General features: G+C 59.2%; 13 protein-coding genes. All 13 read left to right on the top strand.

What is annotated here, in order from left to right; all coding sequences use genetic code 11:
- Window positions 1-4: 4 nt before the first annotated feature.
- Window positions 5-2929, top strand: a complete 2925-nt coding sequence (locus JFT91_RS27605; RefSeq protein ID WP_201234449.1) for a TIGR00180 family glycosyltransferase — start codon at window positions 5-7, stop codon at window positions 2927-2929.
- Between the two features lie 30 nt (window positions 2930-2959).
- A complete protein-coding gene (gene pseB, locus JFT91_RS27600; protein WP_201234448.1) occupies window positions 2960-3961 on the top strand; it encodes a UDP-N-acetylglucosamine 4,6-dehydratase (inverting) in 1002 nt (333 codons plus the stop codon).
- Window positions 3958-5115: a UDP-4-amino-4,6-dideoxy-N-acetyl-beta-L-altrosamine transaminase gene (gene pseC / locus JFT91_RS27595; RefSeq protein ID WP_201234447.1), complete on the top strand. Its 1158-nt coding sequence runs from the start codon at window positions 3958-3960 to the stop codon at window positions 5113-5115. Before pseB ends, pseC begins: the two co-directional genes overlap by 4 nt.
- A 31-nt stretch (window positions 5116-5146) precedes the next feature.
- Window positions 5147-5767: a pseudaminic acid biosynthesis-associated methylase gene (locus JFT91_RS27590; protein ID WP_201234446.1), complete on the top strand. Its 621-nt coding sequence runs from the start codon at window positions 5147-5149 to the stop codon at window positions 5765-5767.
- Window positions 5764-6459, top strand: coding sequence for a pseudaminic acid cytidylyltransferase (gene pseF, locus JFT91_RS27585; RefSeq protein ID WP_201234445.1), 696 nt, complete (start codon window positions 5764-5766; stop codon window positions 6457-6459). The genes JFT91_RS27590 and pseF overlap by 4 nt, the downstream gene beginning before the upstream one ends.
- Complete coding sequence (gene pseG / locus JFT91_RS27580; protein ID WP_201234444.1) at window positions 6456-7958, top strand: UDP-2,4-diacetamido-2,4,6-trideoxy-beta-L-altropyranose hydrolase; 1503 nt, start codon at window positions 6456-6458, stop codon at window positions 7956-7958. The genes pseF and pseG overlap by 4 nt, the downstream gene beginning before the upstream one ends.
- Window positions 7955-9007, top strand: coding sequence for a pseudaminic acid synthase (pseI, locus tag JFT91_RS27575; protein WP_201234443.1), 1053 nt, complete (start codon window positions 7955-7957; stop codon window positions 9005-9007). The genes pseG and pseI overlap by 4 nt, the downstream gene beginning before the upstream one ends.
- A gap of 226 nt (window positions 9008-9233) precedes the next feature.
- Window positions 9234-10160: a ketoacyl-ACP synthase III gene (locus tag JFT91_RS27570; protein WP_201234442.1), complete on the top strand. Its 927-nt coding sequence runs from the start codon at window positions 9234-9236 to the stop codon at window positions 10158-10160.
- An 85-nt stretch (window positions 10161-10245) separates the two neighbouring features.
- Window positions 10246-11535, top strand: a complete 1290-nt coding sequence (locus tag JFT91_RS27565; RefSeq protein ID WP_201234441.1) for a motility associated factor glycosyltransferase family protein — start codon at window positions 10246-10248, stop codon at window positions 11533-11535.
- The gene (locus JFT91_RS27560; protein WP_201234440.1) at window positions 11532-11798 is read left to right on the top strand and encodes a hypothetical protein; all 267 of its coding nucleotides are present in this window, start codon (window positions 11532-11534) and stop codon (window positions 11796-11798) included. The genes JFT91_RS27565 and JFT91_RS27560 overlap by 4 nt, the downstream gene beginning before the upstream one ends.
- 244 nt (window positions 11799-12042) lie before the next feature.
- On the top strand, window positions 12043-12903 hold the full coding sequence (locus JFT91_RS27555; protein ID WP_201227451.1) for a flagellin domain-containing protein: 861 nt from the start codon (window positions 12043-12045) through the stop codon (window positions 12901-12903).
- A 73-nt stretch (window positions 12904-12976) separates the two neighbouring features.
- Window positions 12977-13336 (top strand): flagellar protein FlaG, encoded by a 360-nt coding sequence (locus tag JFT91_RS27550; RefSeq protein ID WP_201227450.1) that lies wholly within the window; start codon window positions 12977-12979, stop codon window positions 13334-13336.
- 82 nt (window positions 13337-13418) lie between these two features.
- Window positions 13419-14882 carry a flagellar filament capping protein FliD gene (fliD, locus tag JFT91_RS27545; RefSeq protein ID WP_201234439.1) on the top strand — a complete coding sequence of 488 codons (1464 nt, stop codon included), beginning with the start codon at window positions 13419-13421 and terminating at the stop codon, window positions 14880-14882.
- Window positions 14883-15006: the final 124 nt, after the last annotated feature.

Here is a 15006-nt window from a genome sequence, read left to right as displayed (position 1 = left end):
ATATATGCAAGGCAAGAACACTTCTGGAACCGGTCCGGCACTCAACGAACAGTTGACCATTGTGCTGATCTCTCACGAACGCCCGGCGTTTCTGCGTAGAGCCATTCGCTTCTACAGCAGCCTGCCGTGCAGGATTCTGGTGCTGGATTCGTCGGCGGCGGCGCTGGCGGGCATCCCTGCCGAATTCACCAACGTGGATTATCAGCACTTGCCGCAGTTCGGCTACTGGGGTATTCGCGCCAAGCTGGCTTACGGTGTCGAGCAGCTGCAAACGCCTTACATGGTGTTTGCCGCCGACGATGACTTCCTTGTGCATGATGCCCTGCATGAAGCCGTGGCATTCATGGATGCCAACCCCGATTACAGCCTGTGCCATGGCTACAGCCTGATGTATCTGGCATTGGCCAACAGCGTCAATTACTACCGCCGTGACAAGAAAGTCTGCGAAGACTACTCGGCCGATCAGGCCGAGGAGCGTTTGCTCGATTACATGCACCAGTACCTGCCGCCGTTCTATGCCGTGCAGCGTACGGCGATCTTGCGCGACTGGTACGCGGCCATGCCGCAAGACACGATCTTCCAGTGGCAGGAAGTCGGTCACACCTTTTACATGCTGGCCCGGGGCAAGGTGCGGATTCTGCCGATCCCGTATGTGGTGCGCGAAATCAACTACGAGCAGTCCGATCACAACACCGAGATCTATCACACGCTGGCCTATATGGATGGCAAGAGCGTGGCCGGGCGCGAAGCGTTCGCCGAGTTCCTCGCGTCGTTGCCGACCCAGCTCCAGCATCAGGATCCACAGCAGGGCAAACAGTTTGCCCTGAAGAGTTTTGCCGCGCTGGCCGAAAGCCTGCGGACCTACCGGGCACTCACCGCCGAGTTGATCTTCGAGTCGACCTGGATCGATATCGAGGCCGGCCCGCAACGTCGGTTCGGGCCGAAGCAATACGTGGAAATGCCTTTCTATAACCAGGTGTTTTTCGATCAACTGACGCAATTCGAATTTCTGTTGCACGCGATGCCGGCCGGACGCGTTCAGCTCAAAGAGCTGGAAGGCATTTGGGCTCGCCAGCAGAGCCTGATGCTGGCACGCAACAATGACACTCCGGAAAGTGTCCTCGACCGCTTGTGGCAGGCGCACGACGCCAACGTGTTCAATCGCGCGGTGATCAAGCAACTGCTCGCGCAATTGCAACCGCTGGACGAGGAAGACGACGCGCCAGTGCTGCGCGATTGGGTCGCGCGTCTGGACGCGGTGTTGCTCGAAGGGCATCAGCCGACATTCGCCAAAATGCTCACCGGCCGCCTGCTCGAGTGGCTCGCCGCGCGTGCGCCTGACACCGAGCAGGCCACGGCGATTGCCCGCCACCTGGCAGCCAATGATGGCGGCCCGCAATTCGCGATTTTCCTGTTGGATCTGGACAACGATATCGACAAGTTGCAGGTCACTCTCGACAGCTTGCTTGAAGGTCACTGCAAAGCTTTCAAAATTGTCGTATTCACCACCGGCGAAGCACCGGCGGCGACCACCGCACAAAACACCCTGCACTTCGTCCGGGTTACCCCGAGCAACGTTGTCGAGAAACTCAATCAGAGTGCCGGCCAAACACCGTGCGAGTGGGTGCTGTTGGCCCAGGCAGGTGACGAATTCACGGCTGGAGGCCTGCTACGCGCCAGCCTGGAGTTGCTGTCCGCCACTGATCTGCGAGCCGTTGCCACCGATGAGATCGTGCGCACCGATAAGGGCGCGCTGGTTGACGTGTTCCGTCCGGGTTTCAATCTTGACCTGCTGCAAAGCATTCCATCGCTGATGGCGCGCCACTGGTTGATCCGCCGCGATGTGCTGCTCGACGTCGGCGGTTATCAGGCTGATTTTCGCGATGCGCTGGAATTCGATTTGCTCCTGCGCATCATTGAGCAGGGCGGTCTCGGCGGTATGGCGCATCTCGACGAACCGTTGCTGATTTCCCAGGCGCCGGTGCTGGAAGAGAATGCCCACGAGCGCCAGGCGTTAATGCGCCATCTGGGCAATCGCGGCTATAAGGCAAGAATTACTTCGGCGTTGCCAGGCACCTGGCAGATCGATTACCGGCATGCCCAACAGCCGCAGGTCTCGGTCATTTTGCCTGCCGGTAACAATCTTGCCGAGCTGCAACGCTGCCTCGACGGCATATTGCTCCGGACCCGATACACGCGCTATGAAGTGTTGATCGCGTTAAACCCCAATCAGTCGGCAGATATCAACGACTGGCTAGGCTCGCTGCAAAACGCCAAAGTGCGTGTGCTGAGGGCCGATCAGCCGTTGAATGATGCGGCGCTGTGTAACGCTGCCAGCCAGGAGGCTCAGGGCGAATATCTGGTGCTGATGACGCCTGACAGCGAAGTGGTCAACCCGAACTGGATTGAATCGCTGCTCAACCATGCCTTGCGCCCTGAAGTCGGGATTGTCGGGGCCAAATTGGTCGACCGTGACGGCAAAATCTCCCAGGCCGGTCTGATCCTCGGGTTCAACGGTGACATCGGTTCGGCCTTCGTTGGCGAAAAACATGCAGCCGAAGGCTATATGCATCGTTTGGTGGTGGAGCAGAACTATTCGGCGGTTTCGAAAGTGTGTCTGATGGTGGGCAAAGAGTTGTTCGAAGCGCTTGGTGGCCTCGACGAAGTGACCTTTGCCGACGGCTTCAGCGACGTCGATCTGTGCCTCAAGGCCGGTCAGGCCGGTTATCTCACCGTGTGGACGCCGTCGGTACAGGTGCTGCACACCGGCGAGCTGCCGCAAGTGCCGCAGACATTGGCTGCACTGCGTGAAAAATGGAGCAGCGCCTTCGCGCAGGATCCGGCATACAACGCCAACCTGGCCCTGCGCGGCAAAGGTTTTGTCCTCGGTGAAAGTGCCTCGGTCAATTGGGCACAGTTGCTCGGCTAAGCCAGGCAGGCAGGACACAGGAATTCAGACATGTTCAACGGTAAATCGATCTTCATCTCCGGCGGCACCGGCTCCTTCGGGCGCAATTTCATCCGCCGCCTGCTGGAGCAATATCAGCCCAAGCGGGTGGTGGTGTTCTCGCGCGATGAACTCAAGCAATACGAAATGCAGCAGACGTTCAACGCGCCGTGCATGCGGTATTTCATTGGTGACGTGCGTGACGCTGACCGTCTGCGTCAGGCCATGCGCGGCATCGACTACGTGGTGCATGCCGCTGCGCTGAAGCAAGTGCCGGCGGCGGAATACAACCCGACCGAATGCATCCGCACCAACGTCAACGGCGCGGAAAACATCATCGCCGCAGCGATCGATAACGGTGTGAAGAAGGTCGTGGCGCTGTCCACTGACAAGGCGGCCAGCCCGATCAACCTGTACGGTGCGACCAAGTTGCTCTCGGACAAACTGTTCGTCGCCGCCAATAACATTGCCGGTGAGCAGGAAACCCGTTTTGCCGTGGTGCGCTACGGCAACGTGGCCGGCTCGCGTGGTTCGGTGGTGCCGTTCTTCAGCAAACTGATTGCCGACGGCGCCCAAGAGTTGCCGATCACCGATGAACGCATGACGCGCTTCTGGATCACTCTGGATCACGGCGTGCAGTTCGTGCTCGACAGCTTTGCGCGCATGCACGGCGGCGAAGTGTTCGTGCCGAAGATTCCATCGATTCGCATCGTCGATCTGGCGCGTGGCATGGCCGAACATCTGCCGCACAAGAACGTCGGCATTCGTCCGGGAGAAAAGCTCCATGAGCTGATGGTGCCGCTGGACGATGCGCGAATGACGCTGGAGTTCGAAGACCACTACACGATCCAGCCGTCGATTCGCTTCACCAGCGTCGACGTCGATTTTGCCGTCGATAGACTGGGCGAGCAGGGGCGTGCAGTGGGCGAGGACTTTGAATATCGTTCCGACACCAATCCGCATTTCCTCTCGGTCGGTCAAATCGCCGATCTGCACGCGAAGCTGTCGGCATGATTCCTTACGGTCGGCAAAGTCTCGATCAGTCGGACATCGATGCGGTCGTCGACGTGCTGCAGTCGGACTGGCTGACTCAGGGACCGACCATCGAGCGTTTCGAGCAGGCGATGGCCGAACGCTGCCAGGCTGATTTTGCCGTGGCGGTGTGTAACGCCACGGCGGCGCTGCACATTGCTTGCCTGGCGGCGGGGCTTGGGCCGGGTGATCGCTTGTGGACCACGCCAAATACCTTTTTGGCCTCGGCCAACTGCGGGCGCTATTGCGGCGCGGACGTGGATTTCGTCGACATCGATCCGCTGACCTGGAACCTCGATGCTTTCGCGCTGGCGGCGAAGCTGGATCAGGCCGAGCAGGACGGCACCTTGCCAAAAGTGCTGGTGGCCGTGGCGTTTTCCGGACAGAGCTGCGACATGCGGCGGATTGCCGAACTGGCTGAACGCTACAACTTCACCGTGATCGAAGATGCTTCGCACGCGGTCGGTGCGTCCTATGCAGGGCGCCCGGTCGGCTGTGGTCAATTCGCGGCGATGACAGTGTTCAGTTTCCACCCGGTGAAAATCATCACCAGCGCCGAGGGTGGCATGATCCTGACCAATCGCCCGGAACTGACCGAGCGTCTGCAACGCTTGCGCAGCCACGGCATGACCCGCGATCCGCAACAGATGACTGAGGCCAGTCACGGCCCTTGGTATTACCAGCAGATCGAGCTGGGCTTCAATTACCGCATCACTGATCTGCAAGCTGCGCTGGGTTTGTCGCAACTGGCAAAACTGCAGGGTTTCATCGCTCGACGCCGTGAGCTGGCGGCGCGTTACGAGCGTCTGCTGGCGTACTTGCCGGTGACGTTGCCGAGCGCTCAACCTGACGCAGAGTCGGCCTGGCATTTGTATGTGATTCGCTTGCAGACGGATCGAATCAGCCTCAGTCATCGCCAGGTCTTTGAAGGCTTGCGCGCGGCCGGCATCGGCGTGAATCTGCACTATATTCCCGTGCATTTGCAGCCCTACTATCAAGACCTGGGTTTTGCCGAGGGCGATTTTCCTGAGGCTGAACGCTATTACGCTGAAGCGATCAGCCTGCCATTGTTCCCATTGCTGAGCGATGAGCAGCAGGATTATGTGGTCGAGCAATTGCGCCGGCTGACCGAATAATTGCCGCTGCGGCGGTGGATGGGTATCCGCAATGCGTGATCTGAGTGAGCAGGAAAAGTTCTGGCAGGGCGAGTTCGGCAATCAGTGCGTCGACCGTAACGTCGGTCAACCCTTGGTGGCGGCCAATCTGGCGTTGTTCGCCAAGGCGCTGAACCGCACCGGCAAGATCGAGAGCCTGGTGGAGTTGGGCACCAATGCCGGCAACAGTTTGCAGGCGCTGCATCAACTGTTGCCGCGCTGCGAATTATTCGGCGTCGAGATCAATGAAAACGCTTATGCTCAGGCCCGAGCGCTGCAGATCGCACAGATCTGGCACGGTTCGCTGTTCGACTTCCCGCGTGAGCGCAGCTATGACCTGACACTGAGCAAAGGCGTGCTGATCCATCTGGCGCCGGAGCTGTTGCCGACCGCGTATGCGCAGTTGTACGAACTGAGTCGGCGCTACATCCTGATCGCCGAGTACTACAACCCGGCGCCAGTGGAAGTGGCCTGTCGCGGCAACAGCGGCAAACTGTTCAAGCGCGATTTTGCTGGCGAAATGCTGGATCGCTACCCGGATCTGCAATTGCTCGATTACGGCTTCGTCTATCATCGCGACCGACAATTCCCGGCGGACGATATCACTTGGTTCCTGCTGGAAAAACGCTCTTGAGTAACGTCGCAATCATCCCGGCCCGCGGGGGCAGCAAACGCATCCCGCGCAAGAATCTTGCGCCGTTCGACGGCGTGCCGATGATTGTCCGCTCGATCCGTACTGCACTGGATTCAGGCTTGTTCGATCAAGTTGTGGTCAGCACCGACGACGCAGAGATTGCCGACGTGGCGCGGGCACATGGCGCCGAGGTGCCGTTCCTGCGCCCGGCGCAACTGGCCGATGATTTCACCGGCACCGCAGCGGTGATCGTGCATGCCTTGCAGCAACTGCCGCCCTTCGATTACGCCTGTTGCGTGTACGCCACGGCGCCGTTGTTGCAGGCGCGTTATCTGCGTGAAGGGTTTGAACGGCTGGAGCAGCATCCGGACAAGTCTTTCGCCTTCTCGGTGTGCAGCTTCGGTTTCCCGGTGCAGCGTGCGCTGACACTCGACGGGCAGGGCGCGCTTACGGCGTTGTACCCGGAGTTTCGCAATACCCGTTCGCAGGATCTGCCCGAAGCGTTTCAGGATGCCGGCCAGTTTTACTGGGGGCGCAGCGACGCGTGGTTGCACGGCGAAGTGGTTTATTCGCCGGCGAGTCTGCCAGTGGTTCTGCCCCGGCATCTGGTGCAGGACATCGACACCCCCGAAGACTGGAAGCGTGCCGAATACCTTTACGCTGCGCTCAAGGCCGGCGGAGAGCTGCAATGAGAATCCTGATTCGCGCCGACGCCTCGCCGACCATCGGCAGTGGCCATATTGCCCGGTGCCTGACCTTGGCTCGCGTGCTGCGCAAGCACGGCAGTCATGTTGCGTTTGCCTGCCGACGCTTGCCGGGGCATCGGCTCGATGTGTTGCGCGACGAGGGTTTCGAAACCTTCGCGCTACCGGACTTCTACCCCGGTGAAGACCCGCAACAAGCCATCGAATCGATGTTGCCGTGGCAAGCCGACATTGATGCGTTGGGCACGTTGCTGGCAGGTCACGCCGAATTCGACTGGATCATCGTCGATCACTACGGCCTCGATCATCACTGGCAAACCGCCGCGCGCCGTTGGGCGCCGCGCATCGCTGCGGTCGACGATCTCGCCACCCGACGCTACAGCGTTGATCTGCTGCTCAATCAGAATCTCTCCGGCCTCAGCGAGAACTACGCGCCGCTGCTGCCCGATGGCTGCCGTACACTGCTCGGCCCGCGCTTTGCCATGTTGCGTGAGGAGTTCAACTGTCCGGCTATCGAGATCAAAGCCAAGGCGCGGCAAGTATTGGTGAACTTCGGCGGTTTCGACGCGGCGATGCAAACACATCACGCGATGCTGGCGCTGGTGGATTTTCCTGAACTGGCGGTGGACTTCGTCGCGGGTGCCGATAATCCGGCATGGGCGCAAATGCAGGCCTTGGCCGAGACGCGTCCAAACTGGCGCCTGCACAGTTTTGTCAGTGATTTCCATCGGCGCATGGCCGAGGCCGATCTGTTTATCGGCGCCGGTGGTGGTACCAGTTGGGAGCGCGCGGCGCTGGGGTTGCCGACGATCTGCATTGCCGTCTCGAACAACCAACAGGTCAACGGCGAAGTGATGGCGGCCGCTGGCGCGCATGTGTTCATGGGCGCCAGCGAGCAGGTCAGTGTCGAGCAGTTGCGTGATGCCATTGGCTTCGTCGCGGGCAATCATTATCTGCGTCAGAGCCTGGCCGAACGTTCGCGGCAACTGGTCGACGGGCGTGGCGCATTGCGGGTCGCCGCGGCACTGGCCGGTGCCGTGCTGAAGGTGCGCGCGGCGACGCTGGACGATGCGCAGTTGCTATTCGATGGGCGCAATGCCGAAACGGTGCGGCGCCGGTCGCTGGACACTGGCGTGATCGATTGGCCGCAACACCTGAACTGGCTGACGGCGACTTTGCGCAATCCGCAGCACTTGTTGTTGATCGCCGAGGCCGATGACGGCCCGGTCGGCGTGTTGCGCTATGACTTGCGCGGCCTCGAGGCCGAAGTCTCGCTGTCCCTGCTTGATCAGCGAATCGGTCTCGGCTGGGGCAGGGCGCTACTGGCGCGTGGCGAGTTGTTTGTCCGTGCGCACTGGCCGCAACTGACCGCCATTACGGCGCGGGTGTTGCCGGACAATCGTGCCTCATTGAAGGTATTTCGCGACGCCGGCTTCAGCCAGAATGCCTGCGCGCTCACAAAGGTTTTGAAGGAACACCGCACATGAGCAGTTTCAAGATTGGCGACCGTCTGATTGGTGCCGATGCGCCGCCGTTCATCATCGCCGAGATGAGCGGCAACCATAACCAGTCGCTGGATGTGGCGCTGCAAATCGTCGAAGCCGCGGCCAAGGCCGGCGCGCACGCTTTGAAGCTGCAAACCTACACCGCCGAAACCATGACCCTGGATCTGGCTGAAGGCGAGTTCTTCATCAAGGATCCTGGCAGTTTGTGGGCGGGGACTTCGCTTTACGAGCTGTATGAGAAAGCCCATACGCCCTGGGAATGGCATGCGCCGATTTTCGCTCGGGCCAAGGAGTTGGGGATGCTCGCGTTCTCGACGCCGTTTGATGACACGGCCGTAGATTTTCTCGAAAGTCTCGACGTGCCGGCGTACAAGATCGCCAGTTTTGAAAACACCGATCTGCCGCTGATCCGCCGCGTCGCCGCCACCGGCAAACCGTTGATTATTTCCACCGGCATGGCCAGCATCGCTGAACTCGATGAAACCGTGCGCGCCGCCCGCGAGGCCGGTTGCAAGGATCTGGTGCTGCTCAAATGCACCAGCACCTACCCGGCAACGCCGCTGAACAGCAACGTGCGCACAATCGCGCATTTGCGTGAGTTGTTCGGCTGCGAGGTGGGGTTGTCCGACCACTCGATGGGTGTCGGCGTGTCGGTGGCGGCCGTGGCACTTGGCGCGACCGTGGTGGAGAAACACTTCACGCTTGACCGTTCGGCAGGCGGGGTCGACGCGAGTTTCTCGTTGGAACCGGCGGAGATGGCCAGTCTGGTGCTGGAAACCGAACGTGCCTGGCAAGCCCTCGGGCAGGTGCAATACGGTGCCACCGAGGCCGAGTTGAAGTCGGTGGTGTATCGCCGTTCGCTGTACGTTACCGCCGACATGGCTGCCGGTGAGCCCTTCACCGCAGCCAATCTGCGCGCCATTCGTCCCGGCCTCGGTCTGCCGCCCAAGCACACCAACGCAGTCCTTGGCCGCCGCGCTCGCGCGCCAATCAAGCGCGGCACGCCGCTGGATTGGTCGTTGGTCGAATAACCCGATCTGCCACCGATTCGGCAAAATAGCGTGACCTGCGAGTCATAACGCGCATCTTCACTGTATTGTATTGATCGGGGAGATGGCGCCTGGACCGTTTCTGGTTGCAGTGATAGCCCTTCGCGCTCCCCCTGGCCGCCCTTCGTGGCGGCCAATTTCTGTTTGTCGGCGCCCCTCGAATCCTTGCGAGCGGTGGTCTTGGGCTGTTTTTTATTGGGAAGCCGTAATGATTGGCATAAAAAGCATTGCGAGCTACGTTCCTGTAGCCGGCGTGGACAATTACGCACAAGGTGCAAAATTCGAGAAGGATGAAGAATTCATCCTTGGCAAAATCGGCTCGGCCTTTCTGCCGCGCAAAGATGCTGATCAAGAGACTTCCGATCTGTGCGTGGAAGCGGCCAATGCGCTGTTTGCCAGCAACCCTGATCTGAAACGTGAATCGATCGACGCACTGATTGTCGTCACCCAGAACGGTGACGAAGAAGGCCTGCCGCACACCGCAGCCATCGTGCAGGACAAACTCGGCCTGCCGACCCATGTTGCCGCGTTCGACATTTCACTGGGCTGTTCCGGTTATGTCTACGGCATCTACGCGATCAAGGGCTTCATGGAAGCCGCTGGCCTGAAGAACGGCCTGCTGATCACCGCTGACCCGTACTCGAAAATCGTCGACCCGGAAGACCGCAACACCACGATGCTGTTCGGCGATGCCGCCACTGCTACCTGGATGGGTGAAGATCCGACCTGGGCGCTGGGCAAGGCCAAGTTCGGCACCGACGGTTCCGGCGCACCGCACCTGAAAGTCACTGACGGTGTGTTTTTCATGAACGGTCGTCAGGTGTTCAACTTTGCGCTGCTCAAAGTCCCGGCGCACTTGCATGAATTGCTCGACGATAGTGGGCTGAACGCTGACGACATCGACGCGTTCTGCATTCACCAGGGCAGCGCGGCGATCGTTGATGCCGTGGCGCGACGTTTCGAGGACAAGCCGGAAAAATTCCTCAAGGACATGATCGAGACTGGCAACACCGTATCGTCGAGCATTCCGCTGCTGCTGGAAAAACACGTGATCGATTCCGACTGGCAGCGCATTGCGCTCAGCGGTTTCGGTGTGGGTCTGTCGTGGGGTTCGGCGATTATTTATCGTCCTTGAGCCACACAACGGCCGATACAAAAATAGCGCTCAAGGGTTAACCTTGAGCGCTATTTTTTTTGCCTGAAAGGGAGTGCGAGTCGTCATGAGCGAGTTTTTCCAGGCCAACGCCGAAGTCCTGCAACGACGCTGGCCGGCGCTGTTCGAGCGCTTGATGGCAGAGGATAGTTCGGCCATCGAGGCTGAGCTGACGCAGGGGCTGGGCTCGACGCTGAGCGTCAACGGCATCCAGCTCACCAGCCGCCATGAGCGCACGCATGAGGCGCGGACTCAGGCCGCCAGCCTCCCGGACAAAGCGCAACTGCACGTCTACGGCACCGGCCTCGGCGATCTGCCGGGCGTGTTGCTGGAGCGCACAAACCTTGATCGTTTGTACGTGCACATCCTCAATGGCGCGTTGTTTGCGCTGGTGCTGCAACTGATTGATCAACGGCAGTGGCTGGAAGATCCGCGCGTGGAGCTGTTTTATGCGGGCGATCTTTCCGACATCTGCACGCCGTTTTTTGCCTTGCCGGCCGAGATGCTGCTGGCTGATGACTTCAACGCGAAGATCCGTGATCGGCTGGTCAACGAGGTTCATCTGACGTTCAACAACCGCGAATTCGATCCGCAATTGCCGGCGATCCAGCAGCGCCTGCGCGATAGCCTGGAGGTGCTGCTTGCCGATGATGACGTAGCGCAACTGTTTGGCACCTGCAGCGACCGCGAGATCTATGTGATCGGCACCGGACCGAGCCTGGAAAACCATTTTGAACGGCTGGCGGCGGTGCGGGCTCAGGCCGAGCGGCCGCTGTTCATTTGTGTCGACACGGCTTATCGGCCTTTACGTCAGCACGGGATCATCCCCGATCTGGTGGTGACGATCGATCAGTTGATCAGCTTTCGGCATCTGCCCTTCGAGGAGTCCGACGGTATCCCGCTGGTGTACCTGCCCATGAGCTCCACCCAGGTGTTGAAGGCCTGGAAGGGCAAGCGTTATGGCGCTTATACCGCCAGCCCGGTCTACGCCACATTGCGTGAGCAGCACCCTCGGGCCGAATTGCATGCCGGCGGCAGTGTGATTCACCCCGCCGTGGACCTGGCGGTGAAAATGGGCGGCACGCGCATCACCCTGTTCGGCGCCGACTTTGCCTTCCCGATGAACAAGACACATGCCGGATGGGACGATGGCGACCTGGGCCCGGCCCTCGAGCAGGCGCGGCACTGGGTCCATGACGGCAATGGCGAACGGGTCAGGACGCAGCTGAATTTTCGTGGCTACCTGTGCGTGCTGGAGCGTTATATCGCGCGGCATCCAGAGGTTAGCTTCCTTAACAGCAGTCGGGCAGGGGCGATGATCGTGGGCACGCAGTTCAATCCGGAGTTTGTGCAATGAGTGCGCAGGTGACGTGCATCAGCGCATGCCGGCAATGCGCCGGCTTGTTTCGTTTGGGGCGTGATGTCGAAGCGGCGCTGACGATGGTCGAGGTATTCGACGAGGCGCAGCGGTTGTTTTCGCTTGCCCCTGAGCAGGTTCAGCAGTCGTGGGCACAGGTCCTGACAGACATTCTGGCGTGTCAGGAACGCCAGGATTGGTTGGGGCTTGCCGATTTCATCGAGTATGAACTGATTGAATTGCTGCAAAGCGCACAGCGCTGAAGGGGGACCGACGGCTCTGGCACAGGGGTTGGTGGTGCGGGCAGTTTTATGACGTCATTTTTTCGTGGGTGAGGGGCGGCTAAGCCCTTGTTTTCTCGGGGGTGGCAGGGTGATGGCAAATTTTTTTAAAAAAGCCCTCAAGCAACCTGATAACCCGACGATAACTATTACGAAGGTTCTCTAGGCCATACCCGGCGGTTGCCAGGGCCGGAAGCCGCAGTACCCAACCAACGAGGAATTCGTCATGGCTTTAACAGTAAACACCAACACCACGTCGTTGAACGTTCAGAAAAACCTGAACCGCGCTTCCGACGCTCTGTCGACTTCGATGCAGCGCCTGTCTTCCGGCCTGAAAATCAACAGCGCTAAAGACGACGCCGCTGGCCTGCAGATCTCCAACCGTATGGCTTCGCAGATCCGTGGTGGCAACCAGGCTATCCAGAACGCCAACGACGGTATCTCCGTTGCTCAGGCTGCTGAAGGCGGTCTGCAAGCTACTACCGACATTCTGCAGCGTATGCGTGAACTGGCTGTTAAAGCACGTAACGGTACCAACGGCACTGCTGACCAGACCGCTACCAACTCCGAATTCGCTCAGATGTCCGACGAGATCACCCGTATCTCGGCTTCGACCAACCTGAACGGCAAAAACCTGCTGGACGGTACCGCTGGTACTGTAACTCTGCAAGTTGGCGCAAACACCGGCGCAGCTAACCACATCGACCTGGTACTGAGCTCCAAGTTCGACGCCGTCAGCCTGTCCGTAGGTAGCGGTACCGTAGTTCTGACCGGTGCTACCGGTACTGGTGCTGGTTCTGCTTCGCAGAACATCGACAACGCGATCACTGCAATCGACGCCGCTATCGCTGCCATCGGTGCACAGCGCGCCAGCCTGGGTGCTTCGCAAAACCGTCTGACCAGCACCATCTCCAACCTGCAGAACATCGTGGAAAACACCACTGCTGCACAGGGTCGTGTACAAGACACCGACTTCGCCGCAGAAACTGCTAACCTGACCAAGCAGCAAACTCTGCAGCAGGCTTCGACCTCCGTTCTGGCTCAAGCCAACCAACTGCCTTCCGCTGTACTGAAGCTGCTTCAGTAATTTCGGATCGAGTTTAAGCGGGGGAGTGCGCTTGTCGCGCTCTCTCGCTTTTTTACTTTAGGAGGTGATGGGCATGGACATGAGCGTAAAGCTTAACGTGTCTTATCCGGCTCCCAAGCCAGCAACACCGGTTGCTGAAAAACCGGCAGACACGCCAGTGGTTGCCAAGGTCGACGCTCCGGTCGCTGATAAAAAGAGTCAGGTTACGGACGATGCCAAGTTGAAGCAGGCAGTTCAGGACATCGAGAAGTTTGTCCAGTCGATCAAGCGTAATCTGGAGTTCTCTATCGATGAACACTCCGGCAAGGTCGTCGTCAAAGTAATTGCAAGCGAGACGGGTGAGGTTGTTCGACAGATCCCTTCCGCCGAAGCCCTCAAGCTGGCAGACAGCCTCGCCAACGCGAGTCACGTGTTGTTCGACGCCAAAGTCTGATAGCTGGCATGAATAGTGTTTGTACGTTCTCAGGACGCTGTTAACGGTCAAAAGAATGGCAACAATCTGAAGGGAGATGCACATGGCAAGTCCAATTCTACCGGGTTCCGGGCTAGGTTCCGGTCTGGACATCGGCTCGATCGTGACTGCGCTGGTCAATGCCGACAAATCGGCCAAACAGACGCAGATCGATACTCAGACCAAAACCAACTCGCTGAAAATTTCCGGTGTAGGTTCGCTGAAAAGCGCGCTGGCGGCATTCCAGAAGTCGATGACTGATCTGGACAAGGCAACCAACCCTGCGTTCGCCGGTTATTCCGCGACTTCGGATACTCCGACGGTTCTCGGTGCAACTTCTGACAGTACGGCTGTGCCTGGCAGTTACAACGTTGTCGTGAAGACTTTGGCAACCGGGTCGAAGATAGCCAGTGCTGCTTTTGCTGGTGGCGCCACCAGTGCTATTCCGAGTGGTACTCTGAAAATCAGTCAGAATGGCATTGATTACAATGTCGCGATTCCGGCCAATGCCACCTTGCAGAGCACTCGTGACGCGATCAACAGTGCGCAGGCGAGCAATGGTATTTCCGCCAACATCGTGACCGACGCCAGCGGCGCGTCGCGATTGGTGATCAACTCGAGCAAGACCGGTACAGGCATGGACCTGAAGGTCAGCGGTATTGCCGGGCTGGAAATCGATGGTACCCAGAAAATGGGGGAGAACCCGGCGGCTGGCACTTCCGGCGCTGTTGGTGATTTGGCCGGCGATGCCACGATCAGCATCGACGGTCTGAACGTTACCAGCAAAAGCAACACGGTAACCGGCGCAATCAGCGGCATGACGTTGAACCTGACGACGGTCAGTCCTGTCGTGGGTGGCGTTGGGACGCCGACTGTGGTCAGCGTGGACGCCAACACCAAAGGTCTGCAGACATCGATTCAGTCGTTCGTCGACGCTTACAACACGCTGAAGCGAACCATCGACACCCTGTCCAATGCGACAGCGGATGAGGATGGCAATCTGACGGTTTCGGCCGCGTTTACCGGTGACTCGCTGCCGCGCTCGCTGATGGCCGATATCCGTGAACAGTTGACGGCAACAGGCGCTGGCGGCCCGTTGTCGGTGCTGTCGCAGTTGGGTGTGATGACCGACCGTGACACCGGTAACCTGAAGTTTGATACCGCTGCTTTCACCAAAACCATGGCGCAGCCAGGCATGACCGGCCAGGTTCAACAGTTGTTCACCGGCACCGACGACACCAATGGCCTGCTGACGCGTATGAGCAAGGTGGTTGATCCGTATCTCAAGCCGCCAGCGGGTAGCATTACCGGCACCGGCCTGCTTGATCAGCGCATGGCCATTCTCACAAAAAACACCCGAAACCTGACCGACCAGCAAGCGGCACTGGACTTGCGCGTCGAGAACCTGACCAAGACTTTGACTGCCAAGTACAACGCCATGGATCTGTTGGTTGGGCAAATGAAAGCGACGGCGAGCAACATCACCTCGTTCTTCGCCTCGCTTGACGCGCAGAAGTCCGCCAGCTAGTTCATGAGCTGACGACAAAAACCCGGCTACGCTTTATCGGCGTGCGCCGGGTTTTTGTCTTTTCATCTAAAGTTTTGTGGCTCGTTGGCGATACACTGGTTATACGAGTCATTGTGGCAATGAG

Origin of the sequence: Pseudomonas sp. TH08, from assembly GCF_016651275.1 — a bacterium.
Classification (GTDB): domain Bacteria; phylum Pseudomonadota; class Gammaproteobacteria; order Pseudomonadales; family Pseudomonadaceae; genus Aquipseudomonas.
This window is presented reverse-complemented; position numbering and strand designations above follow the sequence as displayed.

Excerpts from the sequence above, each read along its gene's own strand:
- JFT91_RS27605 (WP_201234449.1), top strand. The coding sequence starts at position 5 with ATGCAAGGCAAGAACACTTCTGGAACCGGTCCGGCACTCAACGAACAG.
- JFT91_RS27560 (WP_201234440.1), top strand. The coding sequence starts at position 11,532 with ATGAGTGCGCAGGTGACGTGCATCAGCGCATGCCGGCAATGCGCCGGC.
- pseI (WP_201234443.1), top strand. The coding sequence starts at position 7,955 with ATGAGCAGTTTCAAGATTGGCGACCGTCTGATTGGTGCCGATGCGCCG.
- JFT91_RS27550 (WP_201227450.1), top strand. The coding sequence starts at position 12,977 with ATGGACATGAGCGTAAAGCTTAACGTGTCTTATCCGGCTCCCAAGCCA.
- JFT91_RS27590 (WP_201234446.1), top strand. The coding sequence starts at position 5,147 with ATGCGTGATCTGAGTGAGCAGGAAAAGTTCTGGCAGGGCGAGTTCGGC.
- JFT91_RS27555 (WP_201227451.1), top strand. The coding sequence starts at position 12,043 with ATGGCTTTAACAGTAAACACCAACACCACGTCGTTGAACGTTCAGAAA.
- pseG (WP_201234444.1), top strand. The coding sequence starts at position 6,456 with ATGAGAATCCTGATTCGCGCCGACGCCTCGCCGACCATCGGCAGTGGC.
- pseB (WP_201234448.1), top strand. The coding sequence starts at position 2,960 with ATGTTCAACGGTAAATCGATCTTCATCTCCGGCGGCACCGGCTCCTTC.
- fliD (WP_201234439.1), top strand. The coding sequence starts at position 13,419 with ATGGCAAGTCCAATTCTACCGGGTTCCGGGCTAGGTTCCGGTCTGGAC.
- JFT91_RS27570 (WP_201234442.1), top strand. The coding sequence starts at position 9,234 with ATGATTGGCATAAAAAGCATTGCGAGCTACGTTCCTGTAGCCGGCGTG.
- JFT91_RS27565 (WP_201234441.1), top strand. The coding sequence starts at position 10,246 with ATGAGCGAGTTTTTCCAGGCCAACGCCGAAGTCCTGCAACGACGCTGG.
- pseC (WP_201234447.1), top strand. The coding sequence starts at position 3,958 with ATGATTCCTTACGGTCGGCAAAGTCTCGATCAGTCGGACATCGATGCG.